Origin of the sequence: Kitasatospora sp. NPDC059408, from assembly GCF_042751525.1 — a bacterium.
Classification (GTDB): domain Bacteria; phylum Actinomycetota; class Actinomycetes; order Streptomycetales; family Streptomycetaceae; genus Kitasatospora.
Genome location: NZ_JBHYWI010000090.1, coordinates 14,106 through 32,091 on the forward strand (window position 1 = coordinate 14,106; position 17,986 = coordinate 32,091).

Consider the following 17,986-nt stretch of genomic DNA (forward strand, 5'->3'; position numbering starts at 1 on the left):
CGCGCCGCAAGGACCATGAGCTGGAATGACGAACCGCGGATGATGCTGCGGTATGACGCCGGCGGGCTCTCCCCTAGGGGTCGGACGGAAGCGGCCGGGCCGACCGGTCGTGACGCGGTCGGCCCGGCGCTCGCATGACGTTCCGTCAGTTCAGCAGGTCGGACTGCAGGGTGGCCACCTGGCGGAACGGCGCGACCGGCACGCCCTTCGGGTTGGTCATCGTGATGACGGCGAGGACGTCGCTCGCCCCGAGGTACGCCACGCGGGCCGTCGGGTCGCCCTTGGCGCCCTGCACCGAGGACTCCTTGACCGCGAGGTCGACGTTCGGGAGGGCGTCCCATCCGTCGTGCGAGCCGGACTTCGCCCCGGGCAGGGCCTTCGGCAGGCTGTTCGCGCGCAGGGCCGAGAAGACCTCCCCGCCCTCGAAGGAGGAGCCGAAGCGCAGCAGCCGGATCTGGGTGCGGGTGCCGTCGGAGGCGGTCCACTCCCGGACGGCGGCCGCGCGGCACGCGTTCTGCAGCAGCAGGGCGCGCAGGTCGTCCGGGTTCTGCTGCTCGTCGAGGACGGCGTCGCAGGGGGCCCAGTCGGCGGTGGCCGCACCGGCCTTGGCGGAGGCCGCCGGGCTCGCCGTCCCGGACGGGGACCCGCTCGCGGACGGGCTCGCGGACGCGGTGGCGGACGGGCTCGCCGAGCCGGACGCCGAGGGCGTCGCGGTCGGGCTCGGGAAGACGACCGGCCCGAGCGGACCGCCGGCCTCCTTGGGCGCGGGCAGCACGAGGTTGCGGAGGTCCGCGCGGTGCGGCTCCTTGCGCACCGACGGGCCCTTCGCCGGGGGCTGCGGCGGCAACGCGAGCGCGGGGAAGGTGTAGCGGCCGTCGCTCTTGGTCGCCAGGCCCGGGATGTCCGTGCGCTCGGGAACGGTCAGGGCCATCGCCGTCCCGGTGCCGGCGAGCGCGCACACCAGGGTGGCGGCGGCCCAGCGCACCACCGCCTTGCGGCGGCGGGTCCGGCGGGCGAGGCGGGCCTCGCGCTCCTCGGGCGTCTCGGGCGCGGCCGGCGGGGGCGGCACCAGCTCCACCTCGGAGAGCGCCGGGCCGGCCGGCGCCGCGGGCGCGGGCGGGGCGGTCGGCGCGGGCGCGGGCGGAGCGGTCGGCGCGGGCGGGGGGACGGGGGTGCCCGCGGGGTCCTGCGGGGTGACGTGGTCGGTCATACGGACGCTCCCGGGCGGGCGAGGCGGTCGAGCTGCGCGGTGAAGAGGGCGACGATCTTGTCCTTGGGCAGCGGCGCCACGCCCTCGACGTTCATGACCACGAGGAGGTCGCCCTCGGCGGCCGAGCACTCCAGGTAGTCGAGCGGGGCGGACGGCGGCGCCGGCATCAGGTAGCAGTGCGCCTCCGGGTGGCCGGGGATCTCCGGGCCGAGCCGGAACAGGCCGGTGTCGCTGAAGACCGCCGTGTACTCGTTGAGCTTCTGCACCTCCTGCTGGTTGAACTGGCGCAGCTTCAGGCCGGCCACCAGGTCGTCGCCCTGGGCCCGGTACGTCCGCACACCGGTGGCCTTGACGTGCAGGCCCTCCCAGTAGGCGCGGAGCTTGTCCCGCTTGTCCTTGGGGATCTGCTGGAGCTCCTCGTCCAGTTCGGCGCTGAGCCGCTCGGCGCCGATCTCGTCGTCGTTGCCGTAGCCGCCCTCGTCCGGGCCGAGTTCGAAACCGGCCGGGACGGGCAGCAGCAGGTCGCGCAGCGAACCGAAGTGGTTGCCGTTGGACCTGGCGCCGAACGGCGTGGCGGTCGCGGTTGGCGCCGGCGCGGCGGACGGGCCGGCGGCGACCGGGGCGGGGTCGTCGTACTGCGTCTTGATGATGCCGATGCCGATGACCACGCCGACCAGCGCCGCGGCGACCGTGGCGGCACCCGCGCGCAACAGACGGCCGGAGGCCGGGCGGGGGCGCGGGGCGACGGGGGCCGGCTGCTCGGGCGTGAACGGCCCGGGCGCGAACCGCCCGGCGACGGGCTGCTGTTCCGGGGCGAGCTGCTCGGCGGCGGGCTGCTGCTCGGCGGCGGGCTGCTGCTCGGCGGCGGGCTGCACGGGGGTGGTGTGCGGCTGCTCGGGGGTCTCGGCCCCGGTCACGGTGCTGTCGCTCATATCAGCCGCTCCCACTGCTGCTTGGCGAGGTCTTCCACGGCGTTCGACGTCACCGGCTTGGCACCGAAGATCTCGACCTCCATCACGACGGTGCCGCGCTGGGCCACGGCGTGGCCGTAGTAGTACGGATCCTTGCTGTCCGACCAGTAATTGGGCTGGTCGAACACCTTGTAACCGCCGTTGGCGCCCTTCTCGAAGGGCTGCGTGCGGAAGACGGTGGCGCGCGACTTCGCCTCGCCGGCGTGCTCGGGCGCGTACTGGATCAACGACACGCGGTACTTGACGTCGTCCTTCTGCCAGTCGACCTCCACCGCGCGCCGGAAACCGCGCGAGTTCAGGTCCTTGAACTCGCGGACCGCGTCGCCGGTGTGCTCGGCGAGGTCGCCGGCCGACACCCAGGAGGGCTTGTCCGGGTTCTCGCCCCAGGGCTTGCTGCCCTCCGGCGCGGTGAGGAGGAGCTTGCGCAGGTCGCCGTCGATGGCGAGCGGCTGCGGCTGCTCGGCGGCGAAGGCGGTCGGGTCGACCGTCGCGGCCGGGTAGGACGGCAGTGCGACCTGCAGCGGCGGGAGCGGCGTCGGCGGGCGCTGCGCCTGGATGGCGTAGCCCACGCCGCCACCGCCGAGGACGCCGAGCACCAGGCCGCACACGGCCAGCAGCACCGGCCGGGGCCGGCGCGGGACGCGCGGCGCGGGCTCGGGACCGACGGCCAGGAGGTCGGGCACGAAGGCACCGGGCGGACCGGTCACGACGGCGTCGGGAGCGACGGCTTCGGGAGCGATGGCGTCCGACGCGGCGACGGGCTGCGGCGGCACCGGCGGGGCAGGCGGGGCAGGCGGCGCGGCGGGGGCCGCGGGCTGCGGAGGAGCGTCGCCGGGCGACGGCTCCACGGGTTCGGTGGTCACGAAGTGGCTCCAGGAGAAGGAAGGACGACGGCGGGCGGGCGGCGGTGCGGGCTCAGCCGCCGGAGGCGAGCCACTCGCGCTGCCGCTTCATCAGCTCGCTGAGCAGCGCCTTGTCCGGCGTCCCCTTCACCTCGACGTCGATCGTGTACTGGACGTCGCCCTGGCTGGAGATGCCGGTCATCGAGCCGGTGTAGGCCTGCTGCTTGGGCTTGTGGACGTAGCCGTGGGCGTTCGGGTCGCCGTCGATGTCGATCGGGTCCTGCGACTTGACGGTGTAGCCCTTGACGAACTCGGTCGCCATCGCGGTGGAACCGAAGTGCAGGAGGGTGACGGTGACTTCGGCCTTGCCGTCGGCGGTGCGGTACATCCGGGTGGCGCCCTCCTTGTACCCGTACGAGCCGAGGATGCCCATGATCCCGTCCTGCTTGCCGAACAGTTCGGCGACGTCGTCGTCGCTCAGCTTCGCCCCGTCCACGGGCCCGTACGACTCGCCGCCGTCGGGGATCGGGAGCAGGAAGTAGCGCAGGTCGCCGTCGTGCTTGCCGCCACTGACGGTGCCCTTGACGGTGCTGGCCGGCTTGGGCGTGGTCGGGACGGCGGTCGGCGTCGGGAGCGGCACGGCGGTGGGCGTCGGACTCGCGGAGGCCGTCCCGGACGCGGACGCGGCGGCCGTCGGCGCGGGTGCGGCGGCGGCCGGGCGGGCGTCCGGCTTGCCGACGGCGACGGTCACGGCGGCGCTGGTCGCCGTGACGGCGAGCAGCCCGGCGGTGGCGAGCGCAATGCCGACGGCGCGCGGCAGTCGGCGCGCGGGCGCCTCGGCGGGCGCCCCGACGACGGGCTCGGCCGTCAGCTCAGCCATCGGCGAGGCAATCGGCTCGGCCATCGGTGCGGCGGGCAACTCGGCACCGGGAACAGCGGGTTGAGCAGCTACCGGCTGCTCCGCGGGGTGCTCGTTTTCGGGCGCGGACAAGGAACTCCCCCAGGGAAACGTGGAATGTCGCGCGCGGGCCCCTCGCACACCGCCCCCCAGCGGCTCTCCGGACCGTCCGGCACGCGTCTCAGCAGGAAGTATGAGAGGCCGGTGAGAAATCCGCCAACAAAATCATCACCACGTTCCCTCCCAATTCCCGATGAATCGGGCACGCCGTGATCCAAACGCAATGGGCGGACCGGCGTCGACCGCCGATCCGCCCCGTCCGCCCTGCGCCGCCCGCCTACCGGCGCGGGCGGCCGCGCCTCAGGAAACCGCCTTCTCCCACATCTCGACGACCTTGCCGGAGGCGTCGAGCGTCACCTTGAAGACGTTGTTCTGGCAGGGGTAGACGCCCTTGTCGCTGCCCGGCGTCGCGATGCACTCGTTGACGTGCTTGGCGAGGGTCTCCGCGTTGGCGTCCATCGGCGGCTTCACCACCGACCGCAGCTGGGCCTTGAAGGCGGGCGCGAACTGCGCGGTCTTGTCGGGCCCGGTCGGTTCGAGGGCGACGTCGTCGACCCCGCAGGCGTCCTTGGTGTCCTTGTAGACCAGGGTGGTCCCGTTGGTGCCCTTCACCGGGACGATCCACTTCTGCCCGGCCGGCAGCGGGTCGTGGGTGCAGATGCCCTCCGGGCCTGCGTCGGTGGCGCCGGCGGACGGCTTGCCGGTGGGCTTGGCCTTCCCGGTCGGCGACGCGGCGCCGGTGGGCGCGGCGGTGGGCGCGGCGGTGGCGGGCGCGCCGGTGGGCGCGGCGGCGGCGGTGCTGGAGCCGCCGCCGGCCTGGTCGGACGAGTTGTCCGGGCCGCAGGCGGCCAGGCCGAACGCGGCCGTGGCGACCAGGGCGGCGGAGAGCAGTTTCCTGGAAACGAGCATGACGACTAACCCCCGTGTGACGCATGATCAGGTTATCGGTGCGGCCGACAGACTAGCGCCTCCCACCGTCGCTCCACGCACACCCGCACCTGCACCCCCGCGCCCCTGGGCGCCCCCTGCGCCACCGGACACCGGCGCACGGGCGACGTAGGGTCGGACCCATGCGACTGAGCACCGTGATCCTCCCCATCCACCGGTGGGGCGAGGGGCAGAAGATCTGGCGGCGGGCCGAGGAGCTCGGTTTCCACGCCGCGTACACGTACGACCACCTCTCCTGGCGGTCGTTCCGGGACGAGCCGTGGTTCGGGTCCGTCCCGACCCTGACCGCGGCCGCGACGGCCACCGAGCGGCTGCGCCTCGGCACCCTCGTCACCTCGCCGAACTTCCGGCACCCGGTGACGCTGGCCAAGGAGCTGATCACGCTGGACGACGTGTCCGGCGGGCGGCTGACGCTCGGCATCGGCGCCGGCGGCGTCGGCTACGACGCGACGGCGATGGGCCAGGAGGCGTGGTCGCCGAAGGAGCGGGCGGACCGCTTCGGCGAGTTCCTGCCGCTGCTGGACAAGCTGCTGCGCGAGGACGCCACGACCGAGGCCGACACGTACTACTCGGCCGTCGAGGCGCGGAACATCCCCGGCTGCGTGCAGACGCCGCGGGTCCCGTTCTACGTGGCCGCGACCGGCCCCCGCGGCCTGAGGCTGGCCGCCGAGCACGGGCAGGGCTGGGTCACCTACGGCGACCCGCGCGGGCCGGCGGACGTGCCGGTGGAGCAGGCGCCCGAGGTCATCACGCGGCAGATCGCGAAGCTCACCACGGCCTGCGAGGCCGTCGGCCGGGACGTCGCGACACTGGAGAAGGTGCTGCTCCAGGGCTCGACGGCGGAGAAGCCCCTGCAGTCGCTGGGCGCCTTCGTCGACTGGGCGGGCACCTACCGCGAGCTGGGCATCACCGAGCTGGTGATCCACTGGCCGGTGCCGGGCTCGATCTTCGAGAACGACCTCGCCGTCTTCGAGGAGATCGCCGCCGAGGGCCTCGCCCAGCTCGGCGAGGGCTAGCGACTCAGGGCACCGACGGCCGGATCACGGGTGCGGACGGGTGCGCTGGGCGGGGAGCTTCGGCTCCGGCCCGGCGGGCCCGTCCGGGGCTCCCCGGCGGGCGATCTCGGCGAGGGCGTGGAACAGCACGTCGCCGAGGAGGACGGGCTCGCGCGGGGCGGCGCGGGCCGCGGGAGGGGCGGTCGGGAGCGTCTCGTCCCGGAGCTGGCGAGTGGGCATGGCTCTTCCTGCCGACGGGGAGGCGGTCTGCTCGGCCATGCGGGTCCTGCCCGGAGGGCGGAAGCCGGACACCCCCGCCCCGGGCGAATCGGCCGGAAACGGCGCTTCCGGGGCCGAAAGAAGGCCGACCGGGGTCGGAGGACGGGTGGCGGTCCCGCCGATGACCGGTACCCCGCCGATGGGCGAAGATGGACCGGTGACCGAACCCCGCGCCCCCCGCCTGATCGCCACCGACCTGGACGGCACCCTGCTGTGCAGCGGCGGCACCGTCACCGACCGCACCGCCGCCGCCCTCGCCGCGGCCGAGGCGGCCGGGGTGCGGGTGGTGTTCGTGACCGGGCGCCCGCCGCGCTGGATGCAGCAGGTCAGCCCGCACATCGGCGGGCACGGGGTGGCGATCTGCTCCAACGGCGGCGCGGTCGTCGACGTGCGGCGCGGCGAGCTGCTGGAGTCCTTCCCGCTGCCGGAGGAGACCGCGCTGGCCGTGGTCGAGATCCTGCGCGCCAAGCTGCCCGGCACGTCCTTCGCCTTCGAGTACCCGGCCGGGTTCGCCCGCGAGCCCGGGTACGAGGTGCCGATGTGGGGCGAGGACGTGGACCACCCGATCGGCCCGGCCGAGCTGCTGCTGGGGCCGGACGGGCCGGTGCGCGGCCTGTTCAAGCTGCTGGCCAAGCACCCGGACCTCGACCCGGACAAGCTGCTGGGCGAGGCCCGCGAGGCCGCCGGGCACCTGGCCGAGATCACCCGCTCCGCGCCGATCCCGCTGCTGGAGATCAGCGCGCCCGGCGTCACCAAGGCCAGCACGCTGGCCCGCTGGTGCGCCGGGCACGGCATCGACCGCACCGAGGTGGTCGCCTTCGGCGACATGCCGAACGACCTGGAGATGCTGGACTGGGCCGGCACCGCGTACGCCGTCGCCAACGCGCACCCGCAGGTGCTGGCGGCGGTGGCGCTGCACACCGTGAGCAACGAGCAGGACGGCGTCGCGGCGGTACTGGAGCGGATCCTCGGGCTCCCTCAGCCGAAGCGGCCGTTGACGTAGTCCGAGGTGCGCCGGTCGCGCGGGCTGCCGAAGACCTGCTCGGTCGGCCCGGCCTCGATGATCCGGCCCGGGGTGTCGTGGGTGGCCAGGAAGAACGCGCAGGTCTGCGAAACCCGCTGGGCCTGCTGCATGTTGTGGGTGACGATCACGATGGTGAGCCGCCCGCGCAGCTCGGCGATGGTCTCCTCGACCCGCCGGGTGGAGGTCGGGTCGAGCGCCGAGCACGGCTCGTCCATCAGCAGGATGTCCGGCGAGACGGCCAACGACCGCGCGATGCACAGGCGTTGCTGCTGACCGCCGGAGAGCGCGCCGCCGGGCGTGTGCAGCCGGGTTGCCACCTCGTCCCAGAGCCCGGCCCGGCGCAGGCTGGTCTCCACGAGGTGCCGGCGCTCCTCCTTGGACACCTTGATCCCGGCCAGCTTGAGCCCGCTCGCGACGTTGTCCTGGACGGACATCGCCGGGAACGGGTTGGGCCGCTGGAACACCATGCCGATCCGGCGGCGCACCTCGGCCGGCCGCCGGTCGAGGTGGTAGACGTCCTCGCCGTCCAGCAGGACCTCGCCGGCCAGCGCGGCGCCGCGCACCATCTCGTGCATCCGGTTGAGGATCCGCAGGTAGGTGGACTTGCCGCAGCCCGACGGGCCGATCAGCGCGGTGACCTCGCCGGCCGGCATCGCCAGCGAGACCCGCTCCAGCACCTTGCGCGAGCCGAACCAGGCGGAGACGTCCCGGGTCTCCAGGGCGGCGAGCGCCCCGCCGCCGGCCCCGGTGCCGTACCGCGGCACCGGCTGGACGGGCGGCAGGGTGAGCGTGTCGGCGGCCGGGTCCGCCTCCGGGTGCGGCGCGTCGGTCGGCCGGGCCGGGGTCGGCGGGTGGTCGGTCATCGGTGCATCCGTCATCGGTACGGTCCTCCGGGCGCGCGTCAGTAGAGGTTGGGCAGCAGGGCGGCGGCGTTCTCGTAGACCGCCCAGAGCGCCGCGCCGACCACCGGCGCGAGGCTCAGGTAGGCGGTCGAGCGGCGCCAGTACCGGGCCAGCAGCAGGGCGGCGACCACCGCGCCGAGCAGGCCGAGCGACCACAGCTGCAGCGTGGCCAGCGCGCCCTTGTCCGCGGCCAGCGCCTTGTCGTACGGGACGGTGGCGGGCCGGCCGCCCGGGTTCAGCTGGGGGTCGCCGTCCAGCCGGGCGCCGATCATCACGGTGGAGCCGGGGATCCAGTCGGAGTCCCCGGTGACCAGGACGAGCCGGTCGGGGGCCGGGTCGGTGATCGGGGCGTCGCCGTCGCCGTACGCGTTGACGGTGTAGCTGGCCGTGCCCTGCCCGGTGGTCGTCTCGATCCGGTCGCCGACCCGCAGCTTGGACAGTTCGGCGAACGGCGCCCCGAAGGTGGCCCCGCGGCCGAAGACCACCGCCACCCCGCTCTGGCCGGGCAGCGCGGTGTCCCGCCGGTGGCCGGGCCCGCGCATGAGGTCCCGGCCGGTGGTGCCCTCGACGACGACGGCCTGGTGCAGGCCGATCGCCGGGATGTCCAGCAGCGCCACCGGTTCGCCGTCCGGCGCGGAGCCGGTCGGGGCGACCGCGCGGGCGAGCTGGTCCCGGAAGGTCTTGTGCGCGGTGGACTGGTAGTGCCGCTCCTGGATGTCCGAGAGCGTGAACAGGAAGCCGACGAAGCCCAGGACCAGCGCGGCCAGCAGGCTGACCGCCCAGGCCGCCTGGAGGAACCATCGCCGCCCCGGCGTCACCGCGGGCCGCCCGGCCGGACCGGCCGGCTCCGGGACGCCCGGGGCGGGGGCGGCCGGCTTCTCCAGCACGGGGGCCGTCACGACGCGCCGCCCGACGTGCGGCGGCGCAGGAGCCGGCGGCCGAGCAGCGGCGGGACGAGGACGACGGCGATCAGCTCGATCGCGGTGAGCGTGCTGAGCATCCAGTCGTCCGGCTTTCCGGCCACGTCGACCACGTTCGCCGCGACCTCCCCGGCACCGCCGCGGCCGCGGGCCACCACCTGGCCGGTCTGCGGGTCGACGACGTCGTCGGCGGGCTGGTCGCCGGGGGTGCCGGCGGCCGCGTTCGGGTCGGCGGCCGCGCCCTGGGCGTTCGGGTCGCCGGTGCCGCCGGCCGCCGCCGCACCGCCGGCGCCGCCCGCGGTGCCACCGCCCGTGCCCTTGTTCCCGGCCTTGCCGGTGCCGCCGCCGCTGCCCGTACCGCCGGTGCCGCCGGCCGCGCCGCCGCCGCTGCCGCCCGGGCCGCTGCCCGGGCCCGAACCGCCGCTGACCGCCTGGCCGTTCTGCACGGTGCAGTCGAGCGCCTGGCCCTGCTTGTCGCAGGGGCTGGGCATCGGGGCGTTCTTGAGGAGCGTCAGCTCGCCGGCCTGGTTGATGGTCGGGTTGGCGCAGCCCGCCAGGCTGTCCGCGTTGACCTTGCTGGCGTTGCCCGGGATGTGCTTGCTCTGCTTCAGCCCGCCCTTGACCAGGCCGTACGGGATCGGCGAGTAGCCGAGCTGATCGGCTTCGCCCTGTCCCTCGCACAGCACGTAGTCGAGGAACCGGCTGAGGGCGGCGCCCTTGTCGTCGTTGAACCGGGGCAGCGGCTTGAGGAAGTCGGAGCGCGGCACGATCAGGTAGCTGTAGCTGGAGATCGGGTACGCGCGCGGGTCGTCCATGGTGTAGACGCCGTCGAGGTTCTGCTGGAGGTAATTGGGGTCGGACTCCGGGGTGTCGTCGTCGACGCCCCGGATCTTCGCCGCGGTGAGCGACACCGCCACGTTGGAGGCGGTCGGCAGCGAGAAGTAGCCGGCCTTGTTGAGCACCTTCACCACGGGCCAGTTGGCCTTCTTGGCGAACGCGTACTCGTCGTAGCCGATGGTGCCCTGGTTGGTGGGAGCCATGATGTAGCTGGCGACGGTGTCGGAGCTGCTCTGCGCGACCATCGGGCTGGACGCCGGGAAGAACTCGGTGTACTCACCGCAGCTGACGGAGTTGACCGCCTTGCAGTAGTCGTCCCACTGGGCGCCGTAGGTGTGCGACATCCAGCGGGTGAACTGCGCGGTGGCGCCCGAGCCGTCGGAGCGGACGACCGGGAAGATCTTCAGGCTGGGCAGCTGCCTGCCGTAGTCCTGGGTGATCTTCGGATCGTTCCAGTTGGTGATCTTGTTGGTGAAGATGTCCACGATGGTCTGCGGGGAGAGCCGCAGGTCACGGACCTGCTTCCCGCCGATCTGCAGGTTGTACATGAAGGTGGTGCCGCCCGCGGTGATCGGCACGTACGAGTAGCCGTACGTCGGCTGTTCGGCGCCACCGCCGCCGCCGCGCCGGCCCGCCTCGTTCAGGCCGGTGTCCTCCTTGGAGCGGAACGGCACGTCCGAGGCGGTGAAGTCGGTCTGGTTGTTGCGCCACGAGGCGCGGCCGTTCGCCGAGCCGGTCGCGGCGAAGTCGATGCCGATGCCCTGCGTCCGGACGTCCTGGCGCCACTGGTCCAGGGCCGGTGCGGCCCAGCTGGAACCCTCGCCGCTCAGCACCACGCCCGCGTGCGCCGGAGTGCTGCGCGCCAGCATGGTCCCCGAGGCGAGCAGGAGGGACAGCAGTACGGCCACCGTGCGGGCCACGGGGCGCCTTGCGGCCTCCCACGACATGAGAACTCCTCTGGTACTGCGGTTGGTTGAGTGCGACATCAGCGACTCCTCGGCACGGCGACGACCGGACGGGAGACGGCGGCCAGCGCGGCGGCCTCGGCGCGGCGCGCGTCCCGGCTGATCCGGCGCTTCTGTGCCCCGGTCAGCTGACCGGGCCGGCGGCCACCGAGCAGACGCGCGGTGACGAACAGGACCAGCACCACGCCCATCAGGGTCAGACCGGCGGCGAAGCCCCGTGCGATCATGGGGTCGTAGGGCTGTTTGACGTAGTTCCAGATGTACAGCGGCAGCGACACCTGGTGCCCTTCGAACGGGTTGCCGTTGAACTGTGCGGTGAAGCCGGCGGTCAGCAGCACCGGCGAGGTCTCGCCGACGCCGCGCGCCATCCCGAGCACGACGGCCGTCACCAGTCCCGGGCGGGCGGTGGGCAGCACGACGTTCCACACCGTCCGCCACTGGCTGCCGCCGAGCGCGTACGAGGCCTCGCGCAGGGTGCCCGGCACCAGCCGGATGACCACTTCGGCGGCCCGGGTGACGATCGGCATCATCATCACGGTCAGCGCCAGGGAGGCGGCGAAGCCACTCTTCTCGAACCCGAAGGTGAGGATCACGACGCCGAAGACGAACAGGCCGGCGACGATCGACGGCAGCGCCGTCATCGCCTCGACCAGCGTCCGTACGGGCCGGGCCATCCGGCCGCCGACCTCGGACATGAAGACGGCCGCGCCGATCCCCAGCGGCACCGCGAACAACGTCGCCAGGCCCAGCTGTTCGAGCGATCCGACGATCGCGTTGAGCGCACCGCCGGAGGTGATCGGGCTGAGCGGGCCGGTGCTCTCCATCGACTCGGTGAAGAAGTTGAGGTGCTGCGCCGCGTCCATCCCACGGCTCGTCACGTAGCCGATCTGGTCGGCGATCAGTCCGACGATGAGCAGCCCGGCGCTCCAGGCGACCACCGCCACCAAGCGGTCGCGCACCATCATCGGACCCCACTGGAGACGGCCGAGCGCGTAGTAGCCGGCCAGGAAGAGCACGTACCAGCAGATCAGGAAGCCGAGCACGCCGCTGAACGGCAGGACCCGCTCGTACAGCATCCAGTCCAGGCCCAGCGAGCCGGCCGACGCGCCGGCCAGGGTGAAGACGTCGTCCCGGGTGATGCCGCCGAGCTTCACCCGCTTTTCGGGTCGCGGCCGTCCGTCGGGCGCGGGAGCGGCTGCGGGCCCGGACGCCGCGACCGGCGGCAGGTCGAGCGTGGTCATCGGATCGTCCCTTCGGGGTTCGTCATGGTCAGTCCGCCGTCGCGGAGCCGGAACGGGACCGGTTGATCACGAAGCCGGCCGCCACGTTGACCAGCAGGGTCAGCGCGAACAGCACCAGACCGGCCGCCATCAGCGCGGAGAGCGACAGCGAGTCCGACTCGCCGAACCGCAGTGCGATCAGCGCCGGGATCGAGTTGGCGCCGTTCTCCAGGACGTGCGTGATGGTCTGGAAGCTCGGCGAGATGATCAGCGCGACGGCGATCGTCTCGCCCATCGCGCGGCCGAAGCCCAGCATCACCGCGCCGATCACACCGCCGCGTCCGAACGGCAGCACCACGGTCCGGACCATCCCCCAGCGCGTCGAGCCCAGCGCGTAGGCGCCCTCCCGCTCGCCCTGCGGTGCCTGGGAGAACACCTCGCGGGAGAGCGAGGTGACGATCGGAATGATCATCAGCGACACCACCACGCCCGCGATGAAGGTCGAGGAGGTGTAGGACGGTCCGACGTCGCCGGTGCGCACCTTCAGGAACGGGAGCACGTCACCGAGGTGGTTGGCCATCCAGCGCACCAGGCCGAGGATGCGCGGCTGGAGGAAGAACAGCCCCCAGAGGCCGTAGACGATGCTGGGGATGGCCGCCATCAGGTCGACCAGGGTGATCAGCAGTGCGCGCAGCCGCAGGGGCGCGTACTCGGAGATGAAGATCGCGGTGCCGAGCGCCACCGGGACGGCGATCGTCAGCGCGATGACGGCGATCAGCAGACCGTCCGGGAGCACCGCCGCGATGCCGAAGCTGTGCGCGCCGGTCTGCCACTTCCGCTCGGTCAGGAAGGACCAGCCGACGATGCGCAGCGCGTCGGCGCCGCGCAGCACGAGGAAGAAGGCGATCAGCCCCATGATCGCGAAGACCGAGAGCCCGGCGAGCCGCAGCACGCCGCGGAACACCCGGTCGCCGGCGGTCGCGGGGGCGGTGATGATGCGCGGGACGTCCTCGTCCGGCCCGCGGTCGGGCTGGCCCGGTGCCCCGGCGTACGGTGCCGCGGGTTCGGCGGCGGCTGTCATGGTCTGCTCTCCGTGCTCGGGGACGGCTGCGGGGGAACGGCTGCGTGGGAACGGCTGCATGGAACGGCTGCGGGGGAACGGGCAGGGAGCGTGCGCCCGCCGGAAGGGGCTCGGCGGGGCCGGGACGGCGGCCCCGCCGAGTCGTTCGCCGCGTCGGCGTCAGGGCCTGCGGCGCAGCCGCGACCAGCCCCGGCGCACTGCGGCCACCGCCTTGTCGCCGGCCGGGGTGCCGCCGAGGAGCAGCGCGGCCGGCCCGCCGACCACCAGCACCAGGCCGGCGATCAGGGCGACGGGCAGCAGCAGCCGCGCCAGGCCCGATCGGTCGGCCAGCGGGGTGCCGGCCGCCACCGGGGCGGCGGACAGCGGGCCCTTGGCGGTCGGCGTCCCGGTGGGCTTGGCACCCGCGGCCGGCGGTGCCGCGGCAGCGGGCGCACCGGCGCCCGTACCGGCCGCGGTGGACCCGTCGGTGGCGGTGCCGTTCCGGTCGGAGCCCGTCCCGGTGCCGTCGGGGGCGGTGCCGCCCGCCGAGCCGTTGTCGCTCACCGGGCTGGAGCCTCCGCTGCCGCCCGCCGGGGCGGAGGTGGCGCCGCCCCCGGAGGTGCCGCCCGCGACGGCCGGCGGGTTCGGCGGGGCGGCCTGGTTCCCGGGCAGCTTGCCGTCCTGCGCGGCCACGTGCGCGGCCGCGTCCTGGGCCTGGGCGCGCTGAGCGGCGGTCAGGGCGAGGAAGCCCGGGGCGAGCTGGCCGGGCTCGATGCCGTACACCTGGCCGCCGTTGGTGACCGACTTGAGGAAGTTCGCGATCGCACCGGCCTTGGCCTCCGGCACTCCGCTCGTCGGGACCATCGCGTACTGCACGGTGGTCAGCGGGTAGGCCTTCTGGTCCCGCGAGTACGCGGTGTCCGCGGCGCCGTAGGGCAGCTGCTGCACGCCGGTGGCGGCATCGACCGTCATGTCGGCGACGGCGGCCTGGAAGCCGGACCGCTCGGGGGCGACGAAGGCGCCCGCCGGGTTGAGCAGGGCCGCCTCGGGCATCGAGAACGCCTTGGCCTGGCCGGCGTCCATGATGGCGAGCAGGGCCCGTTCACCCGGGGCCTGGACGGGGCAGTCCAGGTGCCGGCCGTCCGATTCGGAGTTCGGCTGCTGGCAGGTCGGCTTGCCCTCCAGGATGTTGCGGGCCACCCGGCTCAGGCCGAGCAGGGAGGGGTTCCACTCGTACTGCTTCCAGTGGGCGAGGTCCACGGTGGTGGTCGACACGCCCGGGCCGGTGAAGTCCTGCGGCTGGAAGGCCTCGACGGGGTACCCGGGGAACTGCGGCCGCAGGTAGAAGGTGTCGATCCGCATGCCCCACGGATCGGGCTCGCCGTCGAGGAAACGGGCCGCCTCGGGGTCGCTCGCGATCCACGAGGTCACCTGGTAAGTGAGGTCGGTGGTACCGCCGGCGACGGACGGGAAGACGGTCAGGATCCCGCCGCAGCTGGTCGGCCAGTGGATTCCGTTCGCTTCCGTCTGCGGGTTCAGCTTGATGAACTCCGGGTCGGTGAACAGGCACGTCGGGTTGCCCGCCACCGACTTGATCGGATCGCCCGGCGAGTCGTAGGACTGGGTCAGGAGCTTGGCCAGCAGCCGGGCGTTCAGCCGCAGGTCGCGGATCTGGCGCCCGGTCGTCCTGTCGTCGATCGCGAACACCACGGAGATGCCGGTCGTGGTCAGGGGCGCGTAGACGTACGGCCGGGCCGGCGGCGACTGGTCCGGCCTGGCCGTGAGCGCGACGTCGGTGGTCCCGCCGAAGAACGCCGTCCGCGCCTGCGGTTCACCGCCGGCCGAGGCGTACTGGACGGTCAGCGGGGAGCTGCCGAGGCACAGACCGGACCGCCACTGCTGCATGGCGCGGTTCGCCATCTCCAGGCCCTGGGCCCGGAGGTCGGCGGCGGCCGCCGCGCAGTCGTCCGGGGTGGGGGCGAAGTGCAGGGGGACGACCACGTGATGGCCCCAGGCGCACTGCTCGCTGCTGCGGTTCCTGGTCTTCCAGTTCTCCATGCCGGGGCGCAGGGTGGAGTCCGTCGCGGCCTTGAAGATCTGCGAGCCGACGTCCATCCGGTGGTCTTCGCAGTCGGCCTGGCCCTTGCGGAGCTTGTAGTAGTCGATCGGGTCGCCGCCGTAGTTCGGCTCGACCACGAGGGAGCAGGGGTTCGCCGCGTCACACCCGAGTCCGACGCTCTGCTGCTTGTTCCAGACCTCGATGGAGGCCGCGCCGGAGCCGTCCTGGCCGGTCGCGGCGATCACCATGTTGGACCGGAGTTCGGGCGCCTCCAGACCCGAGGGACGCGCCTTCTGCTCGAAGCCGAGCGAAGCCTCCCCTCCGTAGAGCGTGCTTCCGTAGCAGTCCGTGATGAGGGGGTTCTCGCCCTTGCACTCGTAGATCCGCACCGCGTAGGCGATGTCCTCGGAATCCTTGATCGCCTTGATCACCGGCTTGCCGGTGACGGACCGGGTCGGCGTGAACCCGCTCCAGGAGACCTGTAGCACCTGGTTGGTCAGGTTCTCCGTCTGGGAGACCGTCACGCTCCCCTCGGGCCCGTACCCCTTCTTCTCCGGGATCCAGACCTTCGGTCCCTGCACCGTCTTCACGGAGTCCGCCCGCGCCTCGGGCACCGCCCCCAGGCCCACCGGGACCACCGCGAGTGCCGCCACCACGGCCCAGACGAGCGCCAGGGCCGGCAGTCGCCGGTGCCACCACCCTCGGTCTCCCGGGTCGGGTTCGCGGATTCTCATGGCGGGGACCTCCGGTGGGTGCGAGCCGCCGGTGGGCGGCGCGGGGCGTCGATGGCGCTGGGCCGGATGGCTCCGGTGCGTACCATTCGGCCAGCCGGACATGGCCGGATCCGGTCGGCCAGATGTACGAGGCCACAACGCGACTCCCCTGTAACGGAGTTGGCCACCCCCAAGGCGGGCGGGCCCGCGCCGGAGCGCGGACCCGCCGAGCTGCCCCGGTGGCGTCCACCGGGCCGAGACGTCAGCTGCCGGGCGTGTAGGTCACCGCGAGCGAACCGATCGACTGGCCGGCCGTGAAGAAGGTCGTGCCGAGGTTGGTGTCGAGGTACTGCGCGGCGGCCGCGTCCACCTTCAGACCGGTGGTGTTGAGCGTCTGGGCGGTGCCGTTGCGGCCGACCGAGACCCGGCCCGCCGGGTCCAGCAGGGCCACCGGGGCCGTCGCGCCGTCCGGCACGGCGAAGAACTTGCCCTTGTTGATCACGAGGTCGAGCTGCTTGAAGATCACGGTCTTGCCCGTGGCGATGTTGACGAACAGCAGGTCGCCGCCGAACTGGATGTCACCGTTGAACGCCGGGATGTTCGCGACGCCGCCCGAGACCGGGAGGGTCGTGGTGAGGCCGGTGGTGTCGGCGTAGGCCGGGGTCGCCGGCGGGAGCGGGACGATCACGATGCCGTTTGTCACCGCGTTCTGAAGGAACGTCAGGTCGGAGGTGATGACGGCCTGCCCGGTGGGCGGCGTGGTCGTGACCGTGGTGTCGGCCGCGGCGGCGCCGCTCAGGCCGGTCACGGCGAGGACGACGGCGGCACCGGTGGCGGCGAGCCGGACACGGGTTCTTGACATGGTGAACTCCTTGGGAGAGGTGGGTTCCACTGGTGCGGAGAGGAGCCGGTCAGGAGTGGATGACAGCGCCGCAGTCGAAGCCCTGCAGCGGCAGGAGGCCGAAGCTCTGCAGGTCGCCGGCCGCCGTCGGGCTGGTGCAGATCCAGCCGGTGGGGCCGAAGACGCCCTGGATCGCCTGGCCGTGCGCGTCGGTCGCGGTCCAGTCGGCGTCCCGGACGACGTTGTAGAGGATGTGGCTGTAGACGGTCCCGGCGAACGCGTCGCCGATCCTCCGGTTCGCCGTGTCGACGGGCGCGACACCGTCGATGCTGCGCAGGGTCAACGGGCCGGGAACGTCCGAGCCGCCGCCGCGGCCGTAGAGCACCTGCCGGATGTAGTGGCTGACCGAGTACGGGACGATCGCGTCGGGATCGCTCAGCGCCGGGTCGGATCCCTGGTTCTCCTGGGTGCCCTGGATGACGCAGCTGCCCGGGATGACCGGGCTGCCGCCACCGATGGTCTTCAGGAAGAAGGCCCTGACGTTGGAGTCGTACGCCGGGAGGAAGGGCTTGGCCGTGGAGTCGGAGTACGCCGGGTCGATCTGCTGCCAGTTGGTGACGTTGCAGGTGTAGAGGTCCCTGAGGTTCTGCGTCGTCAGGTTCACCGGCACCCGTGATCCTCCGGCCACCGCGACCGCCTCCTTGGCGAACGCCACGAAGTCGTCGCTCACCTGGTCGCCGCTCTGCGGGTCGCGGGCGGCGCCGGCGCAGTCGACGCCGCTGCCCGGCAAGTCGAGTGCTCTCAGTCCCCCGGTGGTGTTGCTCGGCCGGGTGATCGGGTTCGCTCCCGCCTTCGCCGTGATCGGCGACGGTCCCTGCGGACCCCAGACGTACCAGCGCGGAGCGCCGGGGTCGGTCAGCGAGGCGTTGTAGTCGCCGCTGAGCTGGTTCAGCACGTCGGAGGCGCCCTGCGGCGCCGTACACACGATGTCCTGGGCGCCCGGGGTCACCCCGGGCGGTGGATCGGCGGCGGCCGGGGCGCCGACGCCCGCGGCGAGTGCCGCGACGACGGCCGCCGTGAACAGCGGAGCCGGAGTCCTGCGCATGGTCCCGTCCCTCTCATCAGGGGCGGGGGGGGCGGGGGGGGGGCGCGGCGCCCGCCGCCCGCAAGCGCCGCGGGGCGCGGCCGCCCCCTACCCCGGCGCCGCCCCCCCCCCCGAGCCCCCCCCCGCCCACCGGCGCG

General features: G+C 73.4%; 16 protein-coding genes. 2 read left to right on the plus strand and 14 right to left on the minus strand.

What is annotated here, in order from left to right; genetic code table 11:
• Window positions 1–145: 145 nt before the first annotated feature.
• The 5 genes from ACFXDE_RS37350 to ACFXDE_RS37370 form a co-directional block, all read right to left on the minus strand.
• A complete protein-coding gene (locus ACFXDE_RS37350) occupies window positions 146–1,210 on the minus strand; it encodes a hypothetical protein (protein ID WP_380498813.1) in 1,065 nt (354 codons plus the stop codon).
• Window positions 1,207–2,142: a hypothetical protein gene (locus tag ACFXDE_RS37355; protein WP_380498814.1), complete on the minus strand. Its 936-nt coding sequence runs from the start codon at window positions 2,140–2,142 to the stop codon at window positions 1,207–1,209. The genes ACFXDE_RS37350 and ACFXDE_RS37355 overlap by 4 nt, the downstream gene beginning before the upstream one ends.
• A complete protein-coding gene (locus ACFXDE_RS37360) occupies window positions 2,139–3,044 on the minus strand; it encodes a hypothetical protein (protein WP_380498815.1) in 906 nt (301 codons plus the stop codon). Before ACFXDE_RS37360 ends, ACFXDE_RS37355 begins: the two co-directional genes overlap by 4 nt.
• Window positions 3,045–3,096: 52 nt before the next feature.
• Window positions 3,097–3,903 carry a hypothetical protein gene (locus tag ACFXDE_RS37365; protein ID WP_380498816.1) on the minus strand — a complete coding sequence of 269 codons (807 nt, stop codon included), beginning with the start codon at window positions 3,901–3,903 and terminating at the stop codon, window positions 3,097–3,099.
• A gap of 378 nt (window positions 3,904–4,281) precedes the next feature.
• Window positions 4,282–4,890: a hypothetical protein gene (locus ACFXDE_RS37370; RefSeq protein ID WP_380498817.1), complete on the minus strand. Its 609-nt coding sequence runs from the start codon at window positions 4,888–4,890 to the stop codon at window positions 4,282–4,284.
• A gap of 161 nt (window positions 4,891–5,051) precedes the next feature.
• On the opposite strand from ACFXDE_RS37370, the gene ACFXDE_RS37375 reads away from it, so the two are divergent.
• Window positions 5,052–5,945 carry an LLM class flavin-dependent oxidoreductase gene (locus ACFXDE_RS37375; protein ID WP_380498819.1) on the plus strand — a complete coding sequence of 298 codons (894 nt, stop codon included), beginning with the start codon at window positions 5,052–5,054 and terminating at the stop codon, window positions 5,943–5,945.
• Between the two features lie 24 nt (window positions 5,946–5,969).
• Here ACFXDE_RS37375 and ACFXDE_RS37380 read toward each other — a convergent pair whose 3' ends face one another.
• Entirely contained in the window at window positions 5,970–6,164 is a 195-nt protein-coding gene (locus tag ACFXDE_RS37380) for a hypothetical protein (protein ID WP_380439614.1), read from the minus strand.
• Window positions 6,165–6,324: 160 nt separating this feature from the next.
• Here ACFXDE_RS37380 and ACFXDE_RS37385 point away from each other — a divergent pair, with 160 nt between their 5' ends.
• Complete coding sequence (locus ACFXDE_RS37385; protein WP_380439616.1) at window positions 6,325–7,206, plus strand: HAD family hydrolase; 882 nt, start codon at window positions 6,325–6,327, stop codon at window positions 7,204–7,206.
• On the opposite strand, the gene ACFXDE_RS37390 is transcribed toward ACFXDE_RS37385, so the two are convergent.
• The 8 genes from ACFXDE_RS37390 to ACFXDE_RS37425 all read right to left on the minus strand — a co-directional run bounded on the left by ACFXDE_RS37390 (window position 7,182) and on the right by ACFXDE_RS37425 (window position 17,849).
• Window positions 7,182–8,105: a phosphate ABC transporter ATP-binding protein gene (locus tag ACFXDE_RS37390; protein WP_380498820.1), complete on the minus strand. Its 924-nt coding sequence runs from the start codon at window positions 8,103–8,105 to the stop codon at window positions 7,182–7,184. The genes ACFXDE_RS37385 and ACFXDE_RS37390 overlap by 25 nt on opposite strands.
• A gap of 23 nt (window positions 8,106–8,128) precedes the next feature.
• Complete coding sequence (locus ACFXDE_RS37395) at window positions 8,129–9,028, minus strand: sortase (protein WP_380498821.1); 900 nt, start codon at window positions 9,026–9,028, stop codon at window positions 8,129–8,131.
• A complete protein-coding gene (locus ACFXDE_RS37400; protein WP_380498822.1) occupies window positions 9,025–10,833 on the minus strand; it encodes a substrate-binding domain-containing protein in 1,809 nt (602 codons plus the stop codon). The genes ACFXDE_RS37395 and ACFXDE_RS37400 overlap by 4 nt, the downstream gene beginning before the upstream one ends.
• 38 nt (window positions 10,834–10,871) lie before the next feature.
• The gene (gene pstA / locus ACFXDE_RS37405) at window positions 10,872–12,092 is read right to left on the minus strand and encodes a phosphate ABC transporter permease PstA (protein ID WP_380498823.1); all 1,221 of its coding nucleotides are present in this window, start codon (window positions 12,090–12,092) and stop codon (window positions 10,872–10,874) included.
• A gap of 28 nt (window positions 12,093–12,120) precedes the next feature.
• Window positions 12,121–13,152 carry a phosphate ABC transporter permease subunit PstC gene (pstC, locus tag ACFXDE_RS37410; protein WP_380498824.1) on the minus strand — a complete coding sequence of 344 codons (1,032 nt, stop codon included), beginning with the start codon at window positions 13,150–13,152 and terminating at the stop codon, window positions 12,121–12,123.
• A gap of 159 nt (window positions 13,153–13,311) precedes the next feature.
• On the minus strand, window positions 13,312–15,924 hold the full coding sequence (locus ACFXDE_RS37415) for a hypothetical protein (RefSeq protein ID WP_380498826.1): 2,613 nt from the start codon (window positions 15,922–15,924) through the stop codon (window positions 13,312–13,314).
• Window positions 15,925–16,165: 241 nt separating this feature from the next.
• Window positions 16,166–16,765: a hypothetical protein gene (locus tag ACFXDE_RS37420; RefSeq protein WP_380498827.1), complete on the minus strand. Its 600-nt coding sequence runs from the start codon at window positions 16,763–16,765 to the stop codon at window positions 16,166–16,168.
• 49 nt (window positions 16,766–16,814) lie between these two features.
• Window positions 16,815–17,849 carry a hypothetical protein gene (locus ACFXDE_RS37425; protein WP_380498828.1) on the minus strand — a complete coding sequence of 345 codons (1,035 nt, stop codon included), beginning with the start codon at window positions 17,847–17,849 and terminating at the stop codon, window positions 16,815–16,817.
• Window positions 17,850–17,986: the final 137 nt, after the last annotated feature.

Coding starts and splice junctions, on each gene's coding strand:
- ACFXDE_RS37350 (WP_380498813.1), bottom strand. CDS start 1,210: ATGACCGACCACGTCACCCCGCAGGACCCCGCGGGCACCCCCGTCCCC.
- ACFXDE_RS37355 (WP_380498814.1), bottom strand. CDS start 2,142: ATGAGCGACAGCACCGTGACCGGGGCCGAGACCCCCGAGCAGCCGCAC.
- ACFXDE_RS37365 (WP_380498816.1), bottom strand. CDS start 3,903: ATGGCTGAGCTGACGGCCGAGCCCGTCGTCGGGGCGCCCGCCGAGGCG.
- ACFXDE_RS37370 (WP_380498817.1), bottom strand. CDS start 4,890: ATGCTCGTTTCCAGGAAACTGCTCTCCGCCGCCCTGGTCGCCACGGCC.
- ACFXDE_RS37375 (WP_380498819.1), top strand. CDS start 5,052: ATGCGACTGAGCACCGTGATCCTCCCCATCCACCGGTGGGGCGAGGGG.
- ACFXDE_RS37380 (WP_380439614.1), bottom strand. CDS start 6,164: ATGCCCACTCGCCAGCTCCGGGACGAGACGCTCCCGACCGCCCCTCCC.
- ACFXDE_RS37385 (WP_380439616.1), top strand. CDS start 6,325: ATGACCGGTACCCCGCCGATGGGCGAAGATGGACCGGTGACCGAACCC.
- ACFXDE_RS37390 (WP_380498820.1), bottom strand. CDS start 8,105: ATGACGGATGCACCGATGACCGACCACCCGCCGACCCCGGCCCGGCCG.
- ACFXDE_RS37400 (WP_380498822.1), bottom strand. CDS start 10,833: ATGTCGTGGGAGGCCGCAAGGCGCCCCGTGGCCCGCACGGTGGCCGTA.
- pstA (WP_380498823.1), bottom strand. CDS start 12,092: ATGACCACGCTCGACCTGCCGCCGGTCGCGGCGTCCGGGCCCGCAGCC.
- pstC (WP_380498824.1), bottom strand. CDS start 13,152: ATGACAGCCGCCGCCGAACCCGCGGCACCGTACGCCGGGGCACCGGGC.
- ACFXDE_RS37415 (WP_380498826.1), bottom strand. CDS start 15,924: ATGAGAATCCGCGAACCCGACCCGGGAGACCGAGGGTGGTGGCACCGG.
- ACFXDE_RS37420 (WP_380498827.1), bottom strand. CDS start 16,765: ATGTCAAGAACCCGTGTCCGGCTCGCCGCCACCGGTGCCGCCGTCGTC.
- ACFXDE_RS37425 (WP_380498828.1), bottom strand. CDS start 17,849: ATGCGCAGGACTCCGGCTCCGCTGTTCACGGCGGCCGTCGTCGCGGCA.